Genomic DNA, 22,930 nt, shown 5'->3' with positions numbered 1-22,930 from the left:
CACACCGCCAAGCTCCCTGTGGGAGCGAGCTTGCTCGCGATGGCGGCGTTGCGGTTAACCTCGATGTGGCAAGTTCAGTCCACCAAGGTACACGCCATGACCACCGCATCTTCGCGCCCACCCACCGCCGGGTAGTAATCCCGGCGTCGGCCAATCTCGTTGAAGCCATAGCGCTCATACAGCCGGAACGCCGTGCGGTTGCTGTCGCGCACTTCCAGGAAACACTCCCGGGCCTCGGCCTTGTAGGCAATCGACATCAAGTGTTCCAGCAGGCGCAAGCCCAGGCCACGGCCCTGGTTTTCCGGTTTGACGGTAATGTTGAGCAGGTGCGCCTCATCCAGGATGATCTGCACCACGCCATGGCCCACTTGCTGCTGGCCTTCGAACATCAGCCAGATCTGGTATTTGCCCAGCCCATCGAGAAATATCCCCCGGGTCCAGGGGTGGCTGTAGGCCGCGTATTCGATCTTCAGTACAGCGTCGAGGTCCGCCTCGGTCATCGGGCGGAACGATACAGCGTCACTCATTCGATTCTTTCCAGCGCGCCATCAGCCGGCGCATGGCTTGCCAGACATCAGCCTTGCGCTGTGGCGTGTCCATTAACAGTTCCAGCCCGGGCAGTGCCCAGGCCGAGCCCAGGCCTTCGACCTGCAGTTCGCGATTGAACGCTTCGGCATCCGCCTCGCCGGCAAACTTCACCGCCGGCAGGCCGATCAGCCACAGGCACACACAGGGCTCATCTTCGAGACGCGCCGAAACAAACCCCTGGACGAAATCTCGCGCCGCTTCCGGCCCCTGGTCCATGGTGCCGCGAGACAGCAGCGGCCAACGCACCGGTTCGCCGATGATTTGCGGGCTGTCCGGCAGACCGGCGGCGCGCAGCATGTCCTTGAGCAGCAAGTAGGCCGGATCGCGGCTTTGGAACGGCTCGCCCGTGGGCAACTCCACCAGCAGCAGGCAACGTCCGGCTCGCAGCAATTGCAGGGCGAAACGCGGCGGGGCGACGTAGGGGGCCTTGGGCGGCGCCTCGACCACCTCTTCCACCGGCTTGGCATTGGTGCGGGTCGAGGCCAGGCTCGGGCGCGGCACTTCGATTTTTGGCCGCTCGGCGGCTGGCGCTGGCGGCTCGACGACCGTCTTGGCCACGGGTGCCGTCACGACCGGCGCGATGGACTCGGGCTCGGGCGCTTCCAGCAGCTCGGGCCGCGACGGGGCGGCGAACGGCAATTCGGTGCGCGGCAGCCAGTTGACCACCTGCATGGCGGTCAGATAGGCGCGGCGACGGGACTCGATAAGCAAGGGTCGGCCACTTGTGGATAACTGAAAGTGGAAGCGATTCTACCGCCCTTCGAGGCGGATCGCTTCCCTGTTGAGCCAATAGTTGATCGATTGAGCACGACAGTCCGTCCAAGGGGTGAATCGCAACCGGCTCGATGCAGTACAATCGCCGCTTTTAATTGCCAACCCGACGGCCATTGCGATGATCGAACCCAAGCGCGTCTTGCGCGCCCTCGCTGAACACTGGGCATTGCTGGAACCTTTGTGCGAGCACTTCGACCAGGGCACCCTGAGCCTCAACGAATTGCGTTCACAGCTGGCCGCCCAACAACTGGACAGCACGCCTCAGGACATCACCAGCCTGCTGGACGTGTGGATCCGCCTGGACATCCTCGTGCCGGTGGCGAAAAGCCCGAACCGTTTCGAGCTCAACGCCCAGATCCATGATTTCCTCGCCTACCTGCGCCGCGAGCACCGCCTGGGCCTGTGCCTGGAAATCGAAGCCTACCTGCGCCACCTGGAGCGCCTGGCCGGCTACATCCAGGACGCCTTCGACATTCGCGACGGCAACGACCTGGCCCGCCAGCTGCGCCTGCTGGACATGCGCGTGCGCGACGTGCTCAAGAAACTCGCCAACGATGAACAGGCCCTGGTGGCCGTGGCCGAACGGGCCAAGACCAGCGACCGGCAGATCCCGTTGCGTCAACGCTACGCCGAAGTGCTGGCGACCTGGGACGAATACGTCGAGCCGATGATCCAACTGGTGAACGCCGACGGCGCCTTCGAGCAAGGCGTGCGCAAGGTCGAGAACGTGCTGTTGCGCATGCTCACCGAACACAGCAGCGCCTCGGGCACCTGGTGGACGACGACATGCTGCTGCGCACCCACGCGCGCATCCTCGAGATGCAGACCAGCGCCCAGCTGACCTTGCGCCATGCCCGCGAACTGCTGCTGCCATTGCGCGAAGAAGCCCGTCGCCACAACGCCGTGACCCGTGGCGCGGCGTTGGCCCTGGCCGCCATTCGCCGCAAGGGCATCGATGCCGTACCGCAAGCCGCCATGCCGCTGTTCACCCGGCCGCAGAGCACCTTCCTGGGCAGCGCCAGTCAGGTCGAAGCCTATGTCTACGCCCTGGCCCGTTTCGAACCCAAACCGGCGCGCTTCCCCAAGTCTCACAAGACCCACAAGGGTGGCGAAGCGCCGCGTGCGCCACGCACCGTGCGCGAGATGGTTGAGCGTTGCGAAGACGCCTTGCCGATGCCGGACCTGATGACCTGGCTGCTGGAGCAGGAACCGGACGGCGCCACCGACGAATTGCTGTACTGGTTCTCGCGCCTGTCGCGGGAAAAACGCTTCAAGCGCGAGCGTCTGGAGCGCCGCGATTATCACACTCACGAGCATCAGGTCAGCCTGCGCTCCTTCGCCCTGCTCTCGGCCGGCGACACCGCCGCCGAGGATTCTGCGAGCATCCCCCATGCATCTTGATCTATCCGAACTGTCCCAGCTGGCGCCGATCTTCCGCGAGCTGTTCAAGGGCTATCACGTCAGCCGCCGCGACCCGGAGCTGTACGCCCAACTGTCGAACTTCCAGGACCAGTACCGTACGCTGTTCAAGGCCCTGGGCTTCGAACTGGTGTGCGACACCCGTGGCTTCTACTACTTCGTGCCGGACCTGGCCGCCGCGGCGGTGAACAAGACCGCCCAGCGCCTGGCCCTGTTCACCTTCATCCTGGTGGAGCACCTGGCCGACCAGGGCCGCGACCCGATCGCCGTGCTCGACGGCGGCAGTCTGGGCCGCGATGAGCTGCCTTCGTTGCTGGAGAAATACCGCGACCTCTTCATCCAGGCCGAAGTACAGACCCAGGAAGAACTGGAAGAAAAAATCATGCGCCGCATGACCCAACTGGGTTTTGCCAGCGAAGAAAACGGCGTGTACCGCTTCCTGCCGCCGATGCACCGCTTCCTCGACGTCTGCCTGTCGGTCCAGCAGGACCGCGACCTGGCCGCCAGCCTGCACAGCGTGCTGCCGTTGCCGGCACCGGTATTGATCGACGAAGACAGCGACGAGAAGCTGCTGCAGACCGACGATCCGCTGGACCTCAGCGAATTCGAAGGTGAAAGCGAAGAAGACGCACTGGCCCGCGCCATTGCCGAAGAACAGGAGACCGACGCATGAGCAAGGAACGCTACGGCATCCGCCGCTTTGCCCTTTTGAACACCGCCGGCTACAGCCTCGGTTTGTTCCCGCTGGAAGAACCACTGTCGGTGTATGGCGCGAACAACCTGGGTAAATCCGCCTCGATCAACGCCTTGCAGTTCCCGATCCTGGCACGCATGTCGGACATGAGCTTCGGCAAGTACAGCCTGGAGCAATCCCGCCGTTTCTACTTTGCTTCGGACACCAGCTACATCCTGGTGGAAGTCGCCCTGCCCCACGGCCCGCACGTGATTGGCGTGGTCGGTCGCGGCCCCGGCGGCGGTTTCGGTCACCAGTTCTTTGCCTACGCCGGCAAACTGGACCTGGCCCACTATCAGAAAAATGACACCTGCCTGCGGCAGAAAGAGCTGTTCACCAACCTGGAACGCGAAGGCCTGAAAGCCTACGAACTCAAGCCGGATGAACTGCGCCGGCTGTTGGTGGGTGGTCATACGTCCATTCCGCTGGACCTGACGCTGATCCCGCTGCGCTCCACCAGCGAGCAAAGCCTCAAGACCTTCCGCGCGCTGTTTATCAACCTGCTGCACATGCGCGAAATCACCGCGGCCAAGCTCAAGCAGCTGTTCCTCGATGCGTTCGAGCACAGCCTGCGCTCCGGCAGCGTGGACTACATCGCCGCGTGCGAAGAAGCCTTCCGCGATGTGCGTCGCATGGAGCAGGACTACAACTCCCTGGTGGCGGCCGGGCCGCTGGTGGAAGCCCTGGCCAATGGCGTGAAGCAGCGCGATATCCTGCGCGGCAAATTGCATCGTCTCTCGCCGTTGCTCGATTCGTTGCTGGGCACCTGGTCGGACTACGCCAGTGCGCGTAAGGAAGAGCTGACCATTCAGGCCGAACACTACCGCAACGAACAGGATTCGCTGCAGAACGACCAGCGCGGCGGCACTCAGGAGCTGATGCGTCTGGAGCGGGAAATCAGCGGCATCCAGCGCTGGCTCGGCGAGCTGTCGGTGCTCAAGCACCGGTTTGCCCTGGTGGATGACGTCAAGGTCCTGGAGCAGCAACTGCTCGCCGCCAAGGACGCCCACGACGAACTCGCTGGCGCCCTGGCCCAGTCCCGGCAGTTCAGCGCCGAAGACCTGGAAGAGCGCCTGCGGGACCTGGAAAAACGCCTGAAGTCGGTCAAGCAGCAACTCGATCACGCCGACAACAACAGCTACGCCCGCCTGCGCGAAGAGTTCTCGCAGCAGGACGTCGAACGCCTGATGCGCCTGTTCAACAGCGCCCTGTTCAGCCTGCCATTGGGTGAGCACGGCATTGCGCTGGACGAGAACGGCGAGTGGGTCAAATCCATGGAGCTGATTCTCGACGGCTTCAAGGGTGAACGTTTCGAAGTGCCGGGTCTGTCCATCGACCTGTCCCACATCGAGCCGCCCGCCCTGCAAGCCCTGGCTGACCGGGCCGCGCTGCGGGACCAGAAAGAGCGCCTGGAAAAAGAACTCAAGCAGCTCAAGACCCAACAAGCCGTGGCTGCGGACCGCGCCGCGAGCAAGACCCAGACCGAGGCGCTGTACCAGCAGGTGCTGGATGCGCAAAAGGCCTTGGAAGACTTCCGCCGCAGCCAGACCTTGAGCGCCGAAGAAGGCGAAAAGCTCGAGCAATTGGCGCAGATGGAAGCCGCCCAGGACGAACTCAAGCGCTCCAGCGATGCCTTCACCGAACGCGTCCAGCAGTTGTCCGCCAAGTTGCAACTGGTGGGCCGGCAGATCGCCGACATGGAAGCCAAGCAACGCACCCTCGACGACGCCCTGCGCCGTCGTCAATTGCTGCCGGCGGACCTGCCGTTCGGCACGCCGTTCATGGACCCGGTCGACGACTCCATGGACAACCTGCTGCCGCTGCTCAATGACTATCAGGACAGCTGGCAAGGGCTGCTGCGGGTCGACGGCCAGATCGAAGCGCTGTATGCCCAGGTGCGCCTCAAGGGCGTGGCCAAGTTCGACAGCGAAGACGACATGGAGCGGCGTCTGCAATTGCTGATCAACGCCTATGCCCACCGCACCGACGAGGCCCTGACCCTGGGCAAGGCGCGCCGTGCGGCCGTGACCGACATCGCCCGGACCCTGCGCAACATCCGCAGCGACTACGACAGCCTCGAGCATCAACTGGCGCTGTTCAACCGCGAGATCAACAAGCGTCAGGTGTCCAACCTGCAGAGCTTCCGGATCGTCCTGGCGCCGAACAAGGAAGCGCTCAAGCACATCGACCAGATCATCCACAGTGCCGGCCAGTACGAGGAAGGCGAGACGCTGTCGGTGTTCGACCTCAGCCAGAGCGCCGAGCAGGACAACAAGAACGAAGAGGCCAAGGAATACCTGGCGCGGTTGGTGGCGGCGAACCACAACCAGCTCGGCCTCAAGGACCTGTTCGAACTGGCGTTCGAGATCACTAAGGTCAACGGCCAGCCCGTGATCCACACCGACATCGACGGCGCGGCGTCCAACGGCACCACCATGACCATCAAGGCGCTGACCAACATGTACTTGTTGCTGCACCTGATGGACCGCGAACAGGCCGGCCGCGTGCGCCTGCCGTACTACCTGGACGAAGCGGCAGACATCGACGAGAAAAACCAGGCCGCCCTGCTGGAAACCAGCCTGCAACTGGGCTTCGTGCCGATCCTCGCCAGTGTGAAGCCGCAAGTCTGCGCCAGTGTTGCCATCGACCTGGAAGGCGGCAGCGGCCCGAACGGCATCTACATCGACGAAGCGGACTGGAAATACATCCGTCGTCACGATGCGGTGAAGGCCACGGTGAATGTCCAGGCCGATGAGCCGGAGCTGGATCCGGTGTGAGGTGAATAGCCGGACATGAAAAAGGCCGCGATCCAAATGGACCGCGGCCTTTTTTTATTGCGCTAGTTTTGAGTCTTCAGTGCGAGGGATGGCCTCATCGCGAGCAAGCTTGCTCCCACATTGGAATGCTTTGGATGGACGATCCTGCATTCCTGTGGGAGCGAGCTTGCTCGCGATGGCGCCAGAACAGACTAGCGCCATCCCATTTACTTACCGAGACTGATCTTCGGCGCCCAGGTCAGCCATTCATCTTCGAATTTATCGAACAACGGGAACGTCTGCTCCGGCCGGGCCGGATTGCCCATGCGTTCACCGTCCGGCGTTGCGAACGCAATGCCACCCTGGATCAGCGTTTCAAGCGACTCGGTTCGCACCGTCGCGCCCTTGAACAGACCGAAGTCCAAACCGAAGCCACTGCTATTCCAGAAACGTGTGCCGCTGCGCACCAGTGGTGCATATTTGGGTTCGATCAGGATATGGATCAGTACCCGGTCCGCCGTCTGGCCCAGTTCATAACCGGTGACCTTGCCCACCGTGATCTCGCGATAAGTGACCGGCACGCCGATCTTCAACGAACCACGGCGTGCCGCGCTCAGCACCAGGCTCAGACCCGCTTCGGGTACAGCGCTTTCCGGTGGGTTGGCCAGGGCGACGAAGCTTTTCTGTGGCCCGAGGTTTTTCGCCGAAGGCTGCACTTCAATGTATTGGCCGGTGACCAGCGTCTCCAGGTTGGAGGTCTTCATCAACCCCAGCTCAGGCTTGACCACCCAGAACAGGGACCCGACCCGGGCGATACGCTCCGGCACTTCGGTGATACGCGCCGTGAGCAGCACCGATTGCATGTCGGCGCTGAGATCGACATCTTCGATCTTGCCCACATCCAGGCCTTTGAAACGGATCGGCGTACCGCTGCGCAAGCCATCGGCGCGGTCGACCTTGATCGTCACGACCGTGCCCTTCTGTTGTGCGGCTTCGCGATCTGCATGCAAACGAAAGCGTGGGATGCGCCTTTTCAACGGCACGTTCGGCTCCGGCGTTTCGAAGGCGATCCCGCCGGCCATCAGGCTTTGCAGGGACTCGCTCTTGACCTGTATCCCGCCGGTCAAGCCGCCCGTGAGGGTAACGCCGCTGGCGTTCCAGAATCGCGTCGAGCCGTTGACCAGTCCTTCGTATTCCTTCTCGATATGCACGCCGATGATCAGTTGCTTTTTCTTGCGAGAAAACTGGTAGCTCTGCACCGATCCGACCTTGACCTGCTTGTAGAGAATCGGGCTACCGACCTCGAGCGATCCGAGGTTCTCCGTCAACAGGACCAGATGCAGTCCCGGTGAACGCAGGTCCAACGGTGGTGCCTTCGCCCTGGCTTCAAACTCGCGTTGCGGCGCTCCACCCTTGTCGCCGGGACGCACGGCAATGTAGTTGCCCTTGACCAGCGCCTCCAGGCCAGTGATGCCCGCCAGGGAAATCGACGGCTTGACGACCCAAAACTGAGCGCCGGCCACCAGATAATCTTCAGCCAACGGATCGAGGGTCAACTCCGCGCTGGCGCTGGACAGGTCCGGGTCGACTTTCAAAGTCTTCAGGCTGCCGACCTGGATGCCCTTGTACATCACCGGCGTACGGCCAGCCTGCAACCCTTCGAAGTCGCTGAGCTTGACCTTGACGCGAATCCCCGCGGCGGCGGCATCGAAATCTTCGTACAGACGAAACGGCAGGCTTGGGTCCGTAGGTGGACTGTCTTTACGGTTTTCCGGCGTAGCAAACGCGATACCTCCCGCCACGATGCTGGCCAAGGACTCGCTGCGCACTTTGACGCCCGAGAGGTTGGCATCGATGCTGATGCCACTGGCGTTCCAGAAACGCGTGTGTTTACGCACCAGGCTGGCGTAGGTCGGCTCGATGAAGACTTTGATTTCGACAGTGCGCTGATCTTCGGACAGCAGGTAGCTTTTCACCTGACCGACCTGGATCTGCTTGTAGAACACCGGACTGCCACGGTCGAGCGAGCCCAGGCGGTCAGCCTTGAGGGTCAGGTGCAAACCCGGCTTGGCGTCCGACAGCGGCGGCTCTTCGGCCAAGGCCTTGAACTTGCGCGTCGACTCGCCTTCACCCGGACTGATCGCCACGTAGTTACCCGACACCAGGGTTTCCAGGCCTGTGATCCCGGCCAGGCTCACGCTCGGCTTGACCAGCCAGAAACGTGTGCCGGTCTTGAGATACTGCTCGACGTCCTTGTTCATCTCGACCGTCGCGACCACGCCCTTGGAACTGCCTTCGTCATCGAGCGTGAGCGCCTTCACTTTACCGACCGTCATCCCTTTGTAGACGACTTCGGTTTTGTTGACCTGGATGCCCTCGCCACTCTCAAAGCGCACAGTGATCTCGATTCCGGTCTCGTTATATGCCCGCCAGCCGAGCCAGCCGCCGATGATCAATGCAATCAGCGGCAAGACCCAGATAGCAGACCAGTTCGAAGCCGGTCGGGTTTTAGCGGTAGGCAAATCAGTCATGGTCGTTATCCGACTCCGTGTTATCCCAAATCAGTCGGGGATCGAAGGTTACTGCGGCAATCATTGTCAAAATCACTACGCTGGCGAAAGCAATCGCGCCGAGACCGGCTTCGACACTGGCCAGTCGCCCAAAATTCACCACCGCGACCAGAATGGCGATCACGAAAATATCCAACATCGACCAACGCCCGATGAACTCGATAAAACGGTACATAAGGATGCGTTGCCGCGCCGACATGGGCTGGTGCCGCTGTACGGAAAACAATAACAAAGCGATGCCCACCAGCTTGAAGGTGGGTACAAGGATACTGGCGATGAACACCACCGCGGCGATAGGAATCATGCCGTGGTGAACCAACTCGATGACGCCGGCCATGATGGTGCTCGGGGCGCCCTGGCCCAGCGAGTTGATGGTCATGATCGGCAGCATATTGGCCGGGATATAAAGAATCGCGGCCGTGATCAGCAATGCCCAGGTTCGCATCAAGCTGTTCGGCCGACGGGGGTGAACCAGTGCGCCACAGCGAGTACAGGTTTGGTTGTCGGTTTCGACGTCTTGCCGATTCAACTCATGGCATTCCGTACAAACCAGAATGCCGGCATCAATCGCCCTCATGGGCATCTTCTCCTGATAACGCCTGCCAGATCTGATGCGGTGACATCACCACCTCCAGCCAGACCTGGACCAGCAACAAACTGATGAAGCACACCAAGCCAAGGCCTACGGTGATGGCCGCCATGTCTGCCAATTTGACGATGGCCACCAGCACGCCCATGAGGTAAACCTCGAGCATCCCCCAATCGCGTAGATGGTGATAAATGCGGTACAGCAACAAACCGTAGCTACGGCCAAGGTCCAAGCGAATGGTCAGCAGCACAGCCAACTGACAAAGCAACTTGAGCAACGGAATACCCATGCTGCACAGGAACACAACTACCGAGACGCCTTGCATGCCGGTATCGAACAGACCCACTACCCCACTCCAAACGGTGTCCTGGGAGGTCTGTCCAAGCAGATTGAGTTGCATGATGGGTAAGAAGTTGGCCGGCACGTATAACAGCAGGGCGGCGATCACCAACGCAAGACTGCGTTCGACTACATTGTGCCGGTGAGCATAAAGTTCATAACCGCAGCGGGGGCACTCGGCTTTCTCGCCATGGGACAGTTGGGGCTTGCGCATCAACAAGTCGCACTCATGACACGCCACCAGTTCGCCCAGGGGTAGATCTGGCAACCTATCAGTGTCTGACGGATCGGGCATAAACAGCTCTGGCTCAGCTAAGGTGGGGCTATTCTAGTGCTCCAGCTCGAAAATAACTGTGCAAATTTATCACGAGCTTTCGCAGACTTTTATGACGGGCAAAACAAAACCCCTACCTGCATCAGCAGATAGGGGTTTCGGAATTTAATCTTGACGATGACCTACTCTCACATGGGGAAACCCCACACTACCATCGGCGATGCATCGTTTCACTGCTGAGTTCGGGATGGGATCAGGTGGTTCCAATGCTCTATGGTCGTCAAGAAATTCGGTAGCCGGTGCGTGCCTTGCGGTCACGTGCCAGCGAATGGGTATGCGATAGTTTGTGTGCTGCTTGTGAGTATCTCGAACTTTCGGTTCGTTTCGTCTTCACACACCGCAATCTGGTCTCTTTGCCTTTGGGCTTGGAGTTACAAATTGCTTGGGTGTTATATGGTCAAGCCTCACGGGCAATTAGTACAGGTTAGCTCAACGCCTCACAGCGCTTACACACCCTGCCTATCAACGTCGTAGTCTTCGACGGCCCTTCAGGGGACTCAAGGTCCCAGTGAGATCTCATCTTGAGGCAAGTTTCCCGCTTAGATGCTTTCAGCGGTTATCTTTCCCGAACATAGCTACCCGGCAATGCCACTGGCGTGACAACCGGAACACCAGAGGTTCGTCCACTCCGGTCCTCTCGTACTAGGAGCAGCCCCTCTCAAATCTCAAACGTCCACGGCAGATAGGGACCGAACTGTCTCACGACGTTCTAAACCCAGCTCGCGTACCACTTTAAATGGCGAACAGCCATACCCTTGGGACCGGCTTCAGCCCCAGGATGTGATGAGCCGACATCGAGGTGCCAAACACCGCCGTCGATATGAACTCTTGGGCGGTATCAGCCTGTTATCCCCGGAGTACCTTTTATCCGTTGAGCGATGGCCCTTCCATACAGAACCACCGGATCACTAAGACCTACTTTCGTACCTGCTCGACGTGTCTGTCTCGCAGTCAAGCGCGCTTTTGCCTTTATACTCTACGACCGATTTCCGACCGGTCTGAGCGCACCTTCGTACTCCTCCGTTACTCTTTAGGAGGAGACCGCCCCAGTCAAACTACCCACCATACACTGTCCTCGATCCGGATAACGGACCTGAGTTAGAACCTCAAAGTTGCCAGGGTGGTATTTCAAGGATGGCTCCACGCGAACTGGCGTCCACGCTTCAAAGCCTCCCACCTATCCTACACAAGCAAATTCAAAGTCCAGTGCAAAGCTATAGTAAAGGTTCACGGGGTCTTTCCGTCTAGCCGCGGATACACTGCATCTTCACAGCGATTTCAATTTCACTGAGTCTCGGGTGGAGACAGCGCCGCCATCGTTACGCCATTCGTGCAGGTCGGAACTTACCCGACAAGGAATTTCGCTACCTTAGGACCGTTATAGTTACGGCCGCCGTTTACCGGGGCTTCGATCAAGAGCTTCGCGTTAGCTAACCCCATCAATTAACCTTCCGGCACCGGGCAGGCGTCACACCCTATACGTCCACTTTCGTGTTTGCAGAGTGCTGTGTTTTTAATAAACAGTCGCAGCGGCCTGGTATCTTCGACCGGCGTGGGCTTACGCAGCAAGTGCTTCACCCTCACCGGCGCACCTTCTCCCGAAGTTACGGTGCCATTTTGCCTAGTTCCTTCACCCGAGTTCTCTCAAGCGCCTTGGTATTCTTCTACCCAACCACCTGTGTCGGTTTGGGGTACGGTTCCTGGTTACCTGAAGCTTAGAAGCTTTTCTTGGGAAGCATGGCATCAACCACTTCGTCACCCAAAGGGTAACTCGTCATCAGCTCTCGGCCTTAGAATCCCGGATTTACCTAAGATTCCAGCCTACCACCTTAAACTTGGACAACCAACGCCAAGCTGGCCTAGCCTTCTCCGTCCCTCCATCGCAATAACCAGAAGTACAGGAATATTAACCTGTTTTCCATCGACTACGCTTTTCAGCCTCGCCTTAGGGACCGACTAACCCTGCGTCGATTAACGTTGCGCAGGAAACCTTGGTCTTTCGGCGTGGGTGTTTTTCACACCCATTGTCGTTACTCATGTCAGCATTCGCACTTCTGATACCTCCAGCAAGCTTCTCAACTCACCTTCACAGGCTTACAGAACGCTCCTCTACCGCATCACTTGCGTGATACCCGTAGCTTCGGTGTATGGTTTGAGCCCCGTTACATCTTCCGCGCAGGCCGACTCGACTAGTGAGCTATTACGCTTTCTTTAAAGGGTGGCTGCTTCTAAGCCAACCTCCTAGCTGTCTAAGCCTTCCCACATCGTTTCCCACTTAACCATAACTTTGGGACCTTAGCTGACGGTCTGGGTTGTTTCCCTTTTCACGACGGACGTTAGCACCCGCCGTGTGTCTCCCATGCTCGGCACTTGTAGGTATTCGGAGTTTGCATCGGTTTGGTAAGTCGGGATGACCCCCTAGCCGAAACAGTGCTCTACCCCTACAGTGATACATGAGGCGCTACCTAAATAGCTTTCGAGGAGAACCAGCTATCTCCGAGCTTGATTAGCCTTTCACTCCGATCCACAGGTCATCCGCTAACTTTTCAACGGTAGTCGGTTCGGTCCTCCAGTTAGTGTTACCCAACCTTCAACCTGCCCATGGATAGATCGCCCGGTTTCGGGTCTATTCCCAGCGACTAGACGCCCTATTAAGACTCGCTTTCGCTACGCCTCCCCTATTCGGTTAAGCTCGCCACTGAAAATAAGTCGCTGACCCATTATACAAAAGGTACGCAGTCACCCAACAAAGTGGGCTCCCACTGCTTGTACGCATACGGTTTCAGGATCTATTTCACTCCCCTCTCCGGGGTTCTTTTCGCCTTTCCCTCACGGTACTAGTTCACTATCGGTCAGTCAGTAGTATTTAGCCTTGGAGGATGGTCCCCCCATATTCAGACAAAGTTTCTCGTGCTCCGTCCTACTCGATTTCACTTCAAGATCCTTTCGCGTACAGGGCTATCACCCACTATGGCCGCACTTTCCAGAGCGTTCCGCTAAAATCAAAGAAGCTTAAGGGCTAGTCCCCGTTCGCTCGCCACTACTAAGGGAATCTCGGTTGATTTCTTTTCCTCAGGGTACTTAGATGTTTCAGTTCCCCTGGTTCGCCTCTTGCACCTATGTATTCAGTACAAGATAACCATCTTATGATGGCTGGGTTCCCCCATTCAGACATCTCCGGATCAAAGTCTGTTTGCCGACTCCCCGAAGCTTTTCGCAGGCTACCACGTCTTTCATCGCCTCTGACTGCCAGGCATCCACCGTATGCGCTTCTTCACTTGACCATATAACCCCAAGCAATCTGGTTATACTGTGAAGACGACATTCGCCGAAAATTCGATCTTGCTCTAAGAGCAACTCACAAATTTTACCTTAGCCTGATCCGTTACCAGTGAAAGTAACGTTCAGTCTATCTTTCTATCACATACCCAAATTTTTAAAGAACGATCTAATCAAAAGACTAGAAATCAACATTCACCATCACGTATGGAATGCTCATTTCTAAGCTTTCAGAAGCAGTTTATGGTGGAGCCAAGCGGGATCGAACCGCTGACCTCCTGCGTGCAAGGCAGGCGCTCTCCCAGCTGAGCTATGGCCCCATTACAAAATTGGTGGGTCTGGGCAGATTCGAACTGCCGACCTCACCCTTATCAGGGGTGCGCTCTAACCAACTGAGCTACAGACCCAATTTCGAGCTTGTAACTGTTAGCGTGAGCTATCAGCTTGGAGCTTAAAGCTGCTTCTATCGTCTTCTTCAATGAATCAAGCAATTCGTGTGGGAGCTCATGGAGCAGCTGCGGTCGTCGATTAAGGAGGTGATCCAGCCGCAGGTTCCCCTACGGCTACCTTGTTACGACTTCACCCCAGTCATGAATCACACCGTGGTAACCGTCCCCCCGAAGGTTAGACTAGCTACTTCTGGTGCAACCCACTCCCATGGTGTGACGGGCGGTGTGTACAAGGCCCGGGAACGTATTCACCGCGACATTCTGATTCGCGATTACTAGCGATTCCGACTTCACGCAGTCGAGTTGCAGACTGCGATCCGGACTACGATCGGTTTTGTGGGATTAGCTCCACCTCGCGGCTTGGCAACCCTCTGTACCGACCATTGTAGCACGTGTGTAGCCCAGGCCGTAAGGGCCATGATGACTTGACGTCATCCCCACCTTCCTCCTGGTTTGTCACCGGCAGTCTCCTTAGAGTGCCCACCATTACGTGCTGGTAACTAAGGACAAGGGTTGCGCTCGTTACGGGACTTAACCCAACATCTCACGACACGAGCTGACGACAGCCATGCAGCACCTGTCTCAATGTTCCCGAAGGCACCAATCCATCTCTGGAAAGTTCATTGGATGTCAAGGCCTGGTAAGGTTCTTCGCGTTGCTTCGAATTAAACCACATGCTCCACCGCTTGTGCGGGCCCCCGTCAATTCATTTGAGTTTTAACCTTGCGGCCGTACTCCCCAGGCGGTCAACTTAATGCGTTAGCTGCGCCACTAAGAGCTCAAGGCTCCCAACGGCTAGTTGACATCGTTTACGGCGTGGACTACCAGGGTATCTAATCCTGTTTGCTCCCCACGCTTTCGCACCTCAGTGTCAGTATCAGTCCAGGTGGTCGCCTTCGCCACTTGTTCCTTCCTATATCTACGCATTTCACCGCTACACAGGAAATTCCACCACCCTCTACCATACTCTAGCTCGACAGTTTTGAATGCAGTTCCCAGGTTGAGCCCGGGGCTTTCACATCCAACTTAACGAACCACCTACGCGCGCTTTACGCCCAGTAATTCCGATTAACGCTTGCACCCTCTGTATTACCGCGGCTGCTGGCACAGAGTTAGCCGGTGCTTATTCTGTCGGTAACGTCAAAACACTAACGTATTAGGTTAATGCCCTTCCTCCCAACTTAAAGTGCTTTACAATCCGAAGACCTTCTTCACACACGCGGGGCTGGATCAGGCTTTCGCCCATTGTCCAATATTCCCCACTGCTGCCTCCCGTAGGAGTCTGGACCGTGTCTCAGTTCCAGTGTGACTGATCATCCTCTCAGACCAGTTACGGATCGTCGCCTTGGTGAGCCATTACCCCACCAACTAGCTAATCCGACCTAGGCTCATCTGATAGCGCAAGGCCCGAAGGTCCCCTGCTTTCTCCCGTAGGACGTATGCGGTATTAGCGTCCGTTTCCGAGCGTTATCCCCCACTACCAGGCAGATTCCTAGGCATTACTCACCCGTCCGCCGCTCTCAAGAGGTGCAAGCACCTCTCTACCGCTCGACTTGCATGTGTTAGGCCTGCCGCCAGCGTTCAATCTGAGCCATGATCAAACTCTTCAGTTCAAACATCTTTGGGTTTTGAGAAAACCCTAAACTTGGCTCAGCAATCGTTGGTTACATCTTTGATTTCTCGCGGAGTAACTTGTGATGCTGATAATCTGTTGACTAGCAGTCTGACTCCACAAGCACCCACACGAATTGCTTGATTCAGTTGTTAAAGAGCGGTTGGCTGAGTCTTTCGTCTCAACCGAGGCGCGCATTCTACAGCGCCCGTGTATCTGTCAAGCGGTTATTTTAGAAGTTTTCAAAGTTTCCTTATCAACTTCAACCACTTGCGCTTCCGATCTCTCGTTAGCGGGAGGCGAATTCTACAGCGTTACTCGCTGCTGTCAACACCTCTTTTTCACCGCTTTCGACCGAGAAGATCGAACCGCTGATAGAGCCAAACAACACCGCTCTATCTGCTCCTTCCAGACCTCGATGAACTGAAGCCAAACCCCTTCGAAACTTACTTAACTCATTGAATCTCAAGGAGTTTTCCGTTTCGACTGCGCCGGAAGTGGGGCGAATTATAGACGTCCAGAATCTGCCGTCAACCCTTAATTTCGCTTTTCTATCAATAACTTGCGCAGTACCGCTTTTACCCTTTCAAAATGCTCCTCTATATAGAAGAGAAGACTCACAGCACCCCAGCCTCCCTGAACGCCGCAACCGCAGCTTCGTCCAACCCCAACACTCGCTGCAGCACCTCCAGCGTATGCTCCCCTAATAAAGGCGGTGCATTGCGATACTCCACTGGCGTCTCGGACAGTCGAATCGGACTGGCCACCTGCGGCACTTTACCGGCCAGCAGGTGAGGCAATTCCATCGCCAACCCACGAGCCTGCACCTGAGGATCGGCAAACACCTGGGCCAGGTCGTTGATAGGCCCGCACGGCACACCCGCCTGCTCCAATTGGGTCACCCATTCAGCGGTGGTCTTGAACACCGTTGCCTGGCGAATCAACGGAATCAACACCGCCCGGTTCGCCACCCGGACCTTGTTAGTAGCAAAACGCGGATCATCAGCCCACTGCGGTTGACCAGCAACCTCAGCGAACTTTCGGAACTGACTGTCATTACCCACGGTAAGGATGAAGTCGCCATCAGCCGTAGGAAAATCCTGATAGGGCACGATATTCGGATGAGCATTACCCAGCCGCTTCGGCGCATTGCCCGTGGTCAGGTAATTCATCGCCTGGTTGGCCAGGCAAGCCACTTGAACATCCAGCAAGGCCATGTCGATGTGCTGCCCGCCGCCGGCATGATCACGATGAGCCAGCGCCGCCAAAATGGCAGCCGTCGAATACAACCCCGTGAGGATATCCGTCAGCGCAACCCCCACCTTAACCGGTCCCGCCCCCTCATCCCCCTCAGGGCGGCCGGTCAGGCTCATCAAGCCCCCCAGCCCCTGAATCATGAAGTCATACCCGGCGCGCTTGGCATAAGGACCCGTTTGACCAAAGCCAGTTATCGAGCAATAGATCAATTGCGGGTTGATCGCCTTTAGCGAGTCATAGTCCAGGCCATACGCCGCCAGGCCGCCCACCTTGAAGTTCTCGATCAGAATGTCGGACTTGGCTGCCAGTTCTCGTACCAGCCGCTGGCCCTCTGGGCGCGTGAAATCGATGGTCACCGACTGTTTATTGCGATTGGCCGACAGATAATAAGCGGCTTCGGTCGTGTTCTCGCCTCGGGCATCCTTCAGGAAGGGTGGCCCCCAGGCGCGTGTATCGTCACCATTGCCGGGACGCTCGACCTTAATGACATCAGCCCCCAGGTCCGCCAGGATCTGTCCGGCCCACGGCCCGGCCAAGACCCTCGATAAATCCAATACCCGCAGATGCGAAAGCGCGCCCATGACCGTTCTCCTATTAATAGAACGCCTGGATACCGGTTTGCGCACGCCCCAAAATCAGCGCATGAACGTCGTGCGTGCCTTCATAAGTGTTCACGACTTCCAGGTTCACCAGATGACGCGCGATGCCGAACTCATCGGAAATACCATTGCCGCCCAGCATGTCCCGCGCCATGCGAGCAATATCCAGGGACTTGCCGCAGGAGTTGCGCTTCATGATCGAGGTGATCTCGACTGCCGCCGTGCCTTCATCTTTCATACGTCCCAGACGCAGGCATCCCTGCAGGGCCAGCGTGATTTCAGTCTGCATATCGGCCAGTTTCTTCTGGATCAACTGATTCGCAGCGAGCGGACGACCAAACTGCTGGCGGTCCAGCGTGTACTGGCGAGCGGTGTGCCAGCAGAATTCAGCAGCCCCCAAGGCGCCCCAGGAGATGCCGTAGCGCGCCGAGTTCAGACAAGTAAACGGACCCTTCAAGCCACGGACATCGGGGAAAATGTTCTCTTCCGGAACGAATACATTGTCCATGACGATTTCGCCGGTGATCGAGGCGCGCAGCCCGACCTTGCCATGAATAGCCGGCGCACTCAGACCTTTCCAGCCTTTCTCGAGAACGAAGCCGCGGATATCGCCAGCGTCATCCTTGCCCCAGACCACAAATACGTCAGCGATCGGACTGTTGGTGATCCACATCTTGCTGCCCGTCAGGCTGTAGCCACCTTCCACTTTGCGCGCACGAGTAATCATCGCGCCCGGGTCGGAACCATGGTTCGGCTCGGTCAGACCAAAGCAGCCGATCCATTCACCCGACGCCAGCTTCGGCAAATACTTCTGCTTTTGCGCCTCAGTTCCGAATTCATTGATCGGCACCATGACCAGCGAGGACTGCACGCTCATCATCGAGCGATAGCCGGAATCAACGCGTTCCACTTCACGAGCGATCAGACCATAGCTGACGTAGTTCAACCCACTGCCGCCGTACTGCTCAGGAATGGTTGCCCCCAGCAGGCCCACTTCTCCCATCTCGCGGAAAATCGCCGGGTCGGTTTTCTCATGGCGGAATGCTTCCAGCACTCGCGGTGCGAGCTTCTGCTGGGCGAACTGCTCGGCAGTATCGCGGATCATGCGTTCTTCTTCGGTGAGCTGTTGATCCAGCAATAATGGATCGATCCAGTTGAAGCTCGCTTTACCGGCCATGAAAGAGTCCTCGCCAATTAAATGAAAATCGTGGATTGATCCTAGGCTTGGTTTCCTACAAGGGCAAACGAGGATTACGCACTATCTTGTGCTAATTTCTCACTCCGGAAACGCCGAAAACCCCGTTTATCCGGCTATCGAGTGAGGCTTACGTATATGCGCCGCAAAATCCCCAGCACCGCCGCCCTGGTCAGTTTCGAGGCTGCCGCGCGCCATGAAAGCTTCACCAAGGCGGCGCAGGAGCTTTCTCTCACGCAAGGCGCTATCTGCCGACAGATCGCCAGCCTGGAGGACTTCCTCAGCGTGGAGCTTTTCCGACGCTCGCGCCGCGGGGTCAAACTGACCGAAGCAGGTCTTTCCTACAGCCGACGGGTTGCCACCCAACTGGACGCCGTCGAGCGCGACACGCTTTCAGTGATGGGCCACACCGGTGCGAACGTGATCGAACTGGCGGTGGTTCCAACTTTCGGCACCCAATGGCTGCTGCCACGCCTCAAGGACTTCCAGCAGCAGCATCCGGAAGTCACCGTCAACCTGACCAACCGCACGCGCCCCTTTCTCTTTGCAGACACGGAGTTTGACGCCGCTATCTATTTTGGCGATGCGGACTGGTCCGGTACCGAATCCCACAAGCTGATGGGCGAAAATCCGATGCCGGTATGCAGCCCTACCTTGCTAGACGGTCGCAAGAGCCTGACGCCGGAGGCCATCGCCGAGTTGCCCTTGCTCCAGCAGACCACTCGCCCGTATGCGTGGCGCCAGTGGTTCAACGCTCAGAACCTGAACATTGCACGAGACCTGACAGGCCCGCGTTATGAACTATTCTCCATGCTCGCCCAAGCAGCTATGCATGACATGGGCATTGCGCTGATTCCGCCCTTTTTGATTCAGCGCGAGCTGGCAGAGAAACGACTGATCGTGGCCAACCGTAACGCGCTGTCGAGCATCAAGGCCTACTACCTGATGATTCCAGAGCGAAAGGTCGAATCTGCCTCCCTTCGAGCTTTTCGTGATTGGCTCGTGAAACAAGCAAGCACCTATCTTCTTGATTAAAAAGGAAAAAGCAAAAACACACCTAGGTAGTCAACTAACAAAAGTCGCTACAGATATAAGTTTATGTCGCATTCAGTCAATCTGTTATCAAGCCCGTGCAGTAGTCTCCAAAGCGTCTAAATACATGGCTTTGAGCCATATCGCGCAACGCATCAGCGCTTATTCATCTGGCCGATGGGAAAAATAGTCAATTTGAACCTGAATCCTTGGAAAGCACGGCCCACAAGGGCTGTCGATCGATAATTGCGACATTCGGTCACAGGGTGACTTGTAGTTAATTTTCCGTCACCCGTCATAATCCCTTGAAGGGCTGAATTTTCGCCTGCAAAATGCCGCGCCCCGCCTGGTTTGGCGGGATCGTGCTGATCGGCCGCCCCAGCCGCACCATCCGAAGTGCCTGGGTTTACTCAATAAGATCACGCAGGAGATTTGACGTGCACATTGGTGTTCCCCTCGAAACCCAAACGGGTGAAACACGGGTTGCTGCTACCCCGGAAACCATCAAGAAGTTGATCGGCCAAGGCCATAAAGTCACTGTTCAAAGCGGCGCCGGTATCAAGGCCAGCGTTATCGACAGTGCCTATGAGGCAGCGGGCGCAACCATTGGCAGCGCCAGTGATGCATTCGGGGCCGAGCTAATCCTCAAGGTGGTGGCCCCCAGCGACAGCGAACTGACGCTGATCAAGAGCGGCACCGTTCTGGTGGGCATGCTCAATCCGTTCAACAACGAAACCATCGCCAAGCTGGCCGAACGCGGCATTACCGCTTTCGCCCTCGAGGCCGCGCCACGTACTTCCCGAGCCCAGAGCCTGGATGTGCTGTCGTCTCAAGCGAACATCGCCGGTTACAAAGCCGTGCTGCTGGCCGCCCATCACTATCCGCGCTTCATGCCGATGCTGATGACCGCGGCGGGTACCGTGAAAGCAGCGCGGGTGCTGATTCTCGGTGCGGGTGTGGCCGGGTTGCAGGCGATTGCCACTGCCAAGCGCCTGGGTGCGGTGATCGAGGCTTCGGATGTGCGTCCGGCGGTCAAGGAGCAAATCGAATCCCTCGGCGCCAAGTTCGTCGACGTGCCCTACGAGACCGACGAAGAGCGTGAATGCGCCGTCGGTGTCGGTGGATACGCCCGGCCCATGCCGGCCAGCTGGATGCAGCGCCAGGCTCAAGCCGTGCACGAGCGCGCCAAGCAGGCGGACATCGTCATCACCACTGCATTGATTCCGGGCCGCAAGGCACCGACTTTGCTGAGTGCCGAAACCGTCGCGCAAATGAAACCTGGCTCGGTGGTCATCGACCTCGCGGCAGCCCAGGGCGGTAACTGCCCGTTGACCGTGGCCGATCAGGTGGTTGTCGAGAATGGTGTGACCATTTGCGGTCCGACCAACCTGGCCGGTGAAGTCGCGGCTGACGCTTCGGCGCTGTACGCCCGTAACCTGCTGGACTTCCTGAAGCTGGTCTTCACCAAGGAAGGTCAGTTCGACGTGAACCTGGAAGACGACATCGTCGCCGCGTGCCTGATGTGCCGCGACGGCCAAGTCATCCGCAAAAACGCCTAAGCAGGGATTCAGACAATGGAAGAGCTTATCTCCCCCGGTATCTACAACCTGATCATCTTCGTGCTGGCGATTTATGTCGGTTACCACGTGGTCTGGAACGTAACGCCCGCGCTGCACACGCCGTTGATGGCGGTGACCAACGCCATTTCGGCGATCGTGATCGTTGGCGCCATGCTCGCCGCCGCGCTGACCGTGACCCCTTTGGGCAAGACCATGGGCACCCTCGCCGTGGCCCTCGCCGCGGTGAACGTGTTCGGTGGCTTCCTGGTGACGCGCCGCATGCTTGAGATGTTCAAGAAAAAAGCCCCGAAAGCCGTAAAAGAAGAGGCGCCCAAGTAATGAGCATGAACCTGGTAACGACGCTCTACCTGATCGCGTCGATCTGCTTCATCCAGGCCCTCAAAGGCCTGTCGCACCCCACCACCTCTCGCCGTGGCAACCTGTTCGGCATGCTCGGCATGGCGCTGGCGGTGCTCACCACCGTGGGCCTCATCTATAAGCTCGGTGCTGAGCTTGCGACTGCCGGCATCGGCTACGTCATCGTCGGCCTGCTGATCGGCGGCACCGCCGGCTCGATCATGGCCAAACGCGTCGAAATGACCAAGATGCCGGAGCTGGTGGCGTTCATGCACAGCATGATCGGCCTGGCGGCGGTGTTCATTGCCATCGCGGCGGTCGTCGAGCCGCAATCCTTGGGCATCGTCAAGCAATTGGGCGATTCGATTCCGGCGGGCAACCGCCTGGAGCTGTTCCTCGGCGCCGCCATTGGTGCAATCACCTTCTCCGGTTCGGTGATCGCGTTCGGCAAGCTGTCGGGCAAGTACAAGTTCCGCCTGTTCCAGGGCGCACCGGTACAGTTTGGCGGCCAGCACAAGCTCAACCTGATCCTGGGCCTTGCCACACTGGGCCTGGGCCTGGCCTTCATGTTCACCGGCAACCTCGGCGCGTTCGCCCTGATGCTGGCCCTGGCCTTTGTGTTGGGCGTGCTGATCATCATCCCGATCGGCGGCGCGGACATGCCGGTGGTGGTCTCGATGCTCAACAGTTATTCCGGTTGGGCCGCAGCGGGTATCGGCTTCTCGCTGAACAACTCGATGCTGATCATTGCCGGTTCGCTGGTGGGTTCGAGCGGTGCGATCCTTTCGTACATCATGTGCAAGGCGATGAACCGTTCGTTCTTCAACGTGCTGCTCGGTGGCTTCGGCAATACCGCAGACGCTGCTGGCCCCGCAGGCTCGAAAGAAGCCCGTCCGGTTAAATCCGGCTCGGCTGACGACGCAACCTTCCTGCTGACCAACGCCGACACCGTGATCATCGTGCCGGGCTACGGCCTGGCGGTGGCACGGGCGCAGCATGCGCTCAAAGAGCTGACCGAGAAGCTGACCCACCACGGCGTGACCGTTAAATACGCGATCCATCCGGTGGCCGGTCGCATGCCCGGGCACATGAACGTATTGCTGGCCGAGGCCGAAGTGCCCTACGACCAGGTGTTCGAGATGGAAGACATCAACTCCGAGTTCGGCCAGGCCGACGTGGTGCTGGTGTTGGGCGCCAACGACGTGGTCAACCCGGCCGCGAAGAACGATCCGAAGTCGCCGATTGCCGGCATGCCGATCCTCGAAGCGTTCAAGGCCAAGACCATCATCGTCAACAAGCGCTCGATGGCCAGCGGCTATGCGGGCCTGGATAACGAGCTGTTCTATCTCGACAAGACCATGATGGTGTTCGGTGACGCCAAGAAGGTCATCGAAGACATGGTCAAAGCGGTGGAATAACCCCTCACTGCTTCACCCAAAACGCCCCGACTTGTCGGGGCGTTTTGATTTGCATCAAAGCAAAATATTAC

At 58.1% G+C, this 22,930-nt stretch carries 13 protein-coding genes, 2 tRNA genes, 3 rRNA genes and 1 pseudogene; 7 read left to right on the top strand and 12 right to left on the bottom strand.

The genetic code is table 11. The features are described from left to right. Positions 1–74 precede the first annotated feature (74 nt). Both rimI and PSH84_RS00850 read right to left on the bottom strand, forming a co-directional pair. Complete coding sequence (gene rimI, locus PSH84_RS00855; protein ID WP_003205585.1) at positions 75–527, bottom strand: ribosomal protein S18-alanine N-acetyltransferase; 453 nt, start codon at positions 525–527, stop codon at positions 75–77. After that, on the bottom strand, positions 520–1,299 hold the full coding sequence (locus PSH84_RS00850) for an energy transducer TonB (RefSeq protein ID WP_122564732.1): 780 nt from the start codon (positions 1,297–1,299) through the stop codon (positions 520–522). Before PSH84_RS00850 ends, rimI begins: the two co-directional genes overlap by 8 nt. A 181-nt stretch (positions 1,300–1,480) precedes the next feature. Between PSH84_RS00850 and mksB the strand changes: the two are divergent. From mksB to mksF, 3 genes and pseudogenes are all read left to right on the top strand, one after another. Continuing rightward, positions 1,481–2,763 (top strand): annotated as a pseudogene (gene mksB / locus PSH84_RS00845) (Mks condensin complex protein MksB). Further along, a complete protein-coding gene (mksE, locus tag PSH84_RS00840) occupies positions 2,753–3,454 on the top strand; it encodes an Mks condensin complex protein MksE (protein ID WP_014340217.1) in 702 nt (233 codons plus the stop codon). Before mksB ends, mksE begins: the two are co-directional and overlap by 11 nt. Beyond that, positions 3,451–6,291 carry an Mks condensin complex protein MksF gene (gene mksF, locus PSH84_RS00835; RefSeq protein WP_003205592.1) on the top strand — a complete coding sequence of 947 codons (2,841 nt, stop codon included), beginning with the start codon at positions 3,451–3,453 and terminating at the stop codon, positions 6,289–6,291. The genes mksE and mksF overlap by 4 nt, the downstream gene beginning before the upstream one ends. 206 nt (positions 6,292–6,497) lie before the next feature. On the opposite strand, the gene PSH84_RS00830 is transcribed toward mksF, so the two are convergent. The 10 genes from PSH84_RS00830 to PSH84_RS00785 form a co-directional block, all read right to left on the bottom strand. Beyond that, positions 6,498–8,801 (bottom strand): PqiB family protein, encoded by a 2,304-nt coding sequence (locus PSH84_RS00830; RefSeq protein WP_305468508.1) that lies wholly within the window; start codon positions 8,799–8,801, stop codon positions 6,498–6,500. After that, positions 8,794–9,417, bottom strand: a complete 624-nt coding sequence (locus PSH84_RS00825; protein WP_305468510.1) for a paraquat-inducible protein A — start codon at positions 9,415–9,417, stop codon at positions 8,794–8,796. Before PSH84_RS00825 ends, PSH84_RS00830 begins: the two co-directional genes overlap by 8 nt. Continuing rightward, complete coding sequence (locus PSH84_RS00820; protein ID WP_305468511.1) at positions 9,404–10,063, bottom strand: paraquat-inducible protein A; 660 nt, start codon at positions 10,061–10,063, stop codon at positions 9,404–9,406. Before PSH84_RS00820 ends, PSH84_RS00825 begins: the two co-directional genes overlap by 14 nt. A 148-nt stretch (positions 10,064–10,211) precedes the next feature. Next, a 5S ribosomal RNA gene (rrf, locus tag PSH84_RS00815) occupies positions 10,212–10,327 on the bottom strand. Between the two features lie 168 nt (positions 10,328–10,495). Continuing rightward, positions 10,496–13,386, bottom strand: a 23S ribosomal RNA gene (locus PSH84_RS00810). Between the two features lie 239 nt (positions 13,387–13,625). After that, positions 13,626–13,701 (bottom strand) — tRNA-Ala (locus PSH84_RS00805). Between the two features lie 10 nt (positions 13,702–13,711). Next, positions 13,712–13,788 (bottom strand) — tRNA-Ile (locus PSH84_RS00800). A 122-nt stretch (positions 13,789–13,910) separates the two neighbouring features. Continuing rightward, positions 13,911–15,443 (bottom strand): 16S ribosomal RNA (locus tag PSH84_RS00795). The 16S, 23S and 5S rRNA genes sit together here with 2 tRNA genes alongside, the layout of an rRNA operon. A 616-nt stretch (positions 15,444–16,059) precedes the next feature. Further along, positions 16,060–17,280 carry a CaiB/BaiF CoA transferase family protein gene (locus PSH84_RS00790; protein ID WP_305469077.1) on the bottom strand — a complete coding sequence of 407 codons (1,221 nt, stop codon included), beginning with the start codon at positions 17,278–17,280 and terminating at the stop codon, positions 16,060–16,062. Positions 17,281–17,293: 13 nt separating this feature from the next. Continuing rightward, positions 17,294–18,475, bottom strand: a complete 1,182-nt coding sequence (locus PSH84_RS00785; protein WP_014335919.1) for an acyl-CoA dehydrogenase — start codon at positions 18,473–18,475, stop codon at positions 17,294–17,296. A 156-nt stretch (positions 18,476–18,631) separates the two neighbouring features. Here PSH84_RS00785 and PSH84_RS00780 point away from each other — a divergent pair, with 156 nt between their 5' ends. The 4 genes from PSH84_RS00780 (at position 18,632) to PSH84_RS00765 (ending at position 22,859) form a co-directional block, all read left to right on the top strand. Further along, positions 18,632–19,528: a LysR family transcriptional regulator gene (locus PSH84_RS00780; RefSeq protein ID WP_122567809.1), complete on the top strand. Its 897-nt coding sequence runs from the start codon at positions 18,632–18,634 to the stop codon at positions 19,526–19,528. Between the two features lie 434 nt (positions 19,529–19,962). Continuing rightward, complete coding sequence (locus tag PSH84_RS00775) at positions 19,963–21,084, top strand: Re/Si-specific NAD(P)(+) transhydrogenase subunit alpha (RefSeq protein ID WP_053127087.1); 1,122 nt, start codon at positions 19,963–19,965, stop codon at positions 21,082–21,084. 15 nt (positions 21,085–21,099) lie between these two features. After that, a complete protein-coding gene (locus tag PSH84_RS00770) occupies positions 21,100–21,423 on the top strand; it encodes an NAD(P) transhydrogenase subunit alpha part 2 (protein ID WP_003187010.1) in 324 nt (107 codons plus the stop codon). Then, positions 21,423–22,859, top strand: a complete 1,437-nt coding sequence (locus PSH84_RS00765; protein WP_053127085.1) for an NAD(P)(+) transhydrogenase (Re/Si-specific) subunit beta — start codon at positions 21,423–21,425, stop codon at positions 22,857–22,859. The genes PSH84_RS00770 and PSH84_RS00765 overlap by 1 nt, the downstream gene beginning before the upstream one ends. Positions 22,860–22,930 lie beyond the last annotated feature (71 nt).

This window comes from Pseudomonas beijingensis, assembly GCF_030687295.1.
GTDB classification, from domain to species: domain Bacteria; phylum Pseudomonadota; class Gammaproteobacteria; order Pseudomonadales; family Pseudomonadaceae; genus Aquipseudomonas; species Aquipseudomonas beijingensis.
Note: the sequence above shows the minus strand (reverse complement) of the source record. Positions and strands in the feature narration are given on the sequence as shown.

Excerpts from the sequence above, each read along its gene's own strand:
- mksF (WP_003205592.1), top strand. The coding sequence starts at position 3,451 with ATGAGCAAGGAACGCTACGGCATCCGCCGCTTTGCCCTTTTGAACACC.
- PSH84_RS00785 (WP_014335919.1), bottom strand. The coding sequence starts at position 18,475 with ATGGCCGGTAAAGCGAGCTTCAACTGGATCGATCCATTATTGCTGGAT.
- PSH84_RS00830 (WP_305468508.1), bottom strand. The coding sequence starts at position 8,801 with ATGACTGATTTGCCTACCGCTAAAACCCGACCGGCTTCGAACTGGTCT.
- PSH84_RS00820 (WP_305468511.1), bottom strand. The coding sequence starts at position 10,063 with ATGCCCGATCCGTCAGACACTGATAGGTTGCCAGATCTACCCCTGGGC.
- mksE (WP_014340217.1), top strand. The coding sequence starts at position 2,753 with ATGCATCTTGATCTATCCGAACTGTCCCAGCTGGCGCCGATCTTCCGC.
- PSH84_RS00770 (WP_003187010.1), top strand. The coding sequence starts at position 21,100 with ATGGAAGAGCTTATCTCCCCCGGTATCTACAACCTGATCATCTTCGTG.
- PSH84_RS00765 (WP_053127085.1), top strand. The coding sequence starts at position 21,423 with ATGAGCATGAACCTGGTAACGACGCTCTACCTGATCGCGTCGATCTGC.
- PSH84_RS00780 (WP_122567809.1), top strand. The coding sequence starts at position 18,632 with ATGCGCCGCAAAATCCCCAGCACCGCCGCCCTGGTCAGTTTCGAGGCT.
- PSH84_RS00825 (WP_305468510.1), bottom strand. The coding sequence starts at position 9,417 with ATGAGGGCGATTGATGCCGGCATTCTGGTTTGTACGGAATGCCATGAG.
- rimI (WP_003205585.1), bottom strand. The coding sequence starts at position 527 with ATGAGTGACGCTGTATCGTTCCGCCCGATGACCGAGGCGGACCTCGAC.
- PSH84_RS00790 (WP_305469077.1), bottom strand. The coding sequence starts at position 17,280 with ATGGGCGCGCTTTCGCATCTGCGGGTATTGGATTTATCGAGGGTCTTG.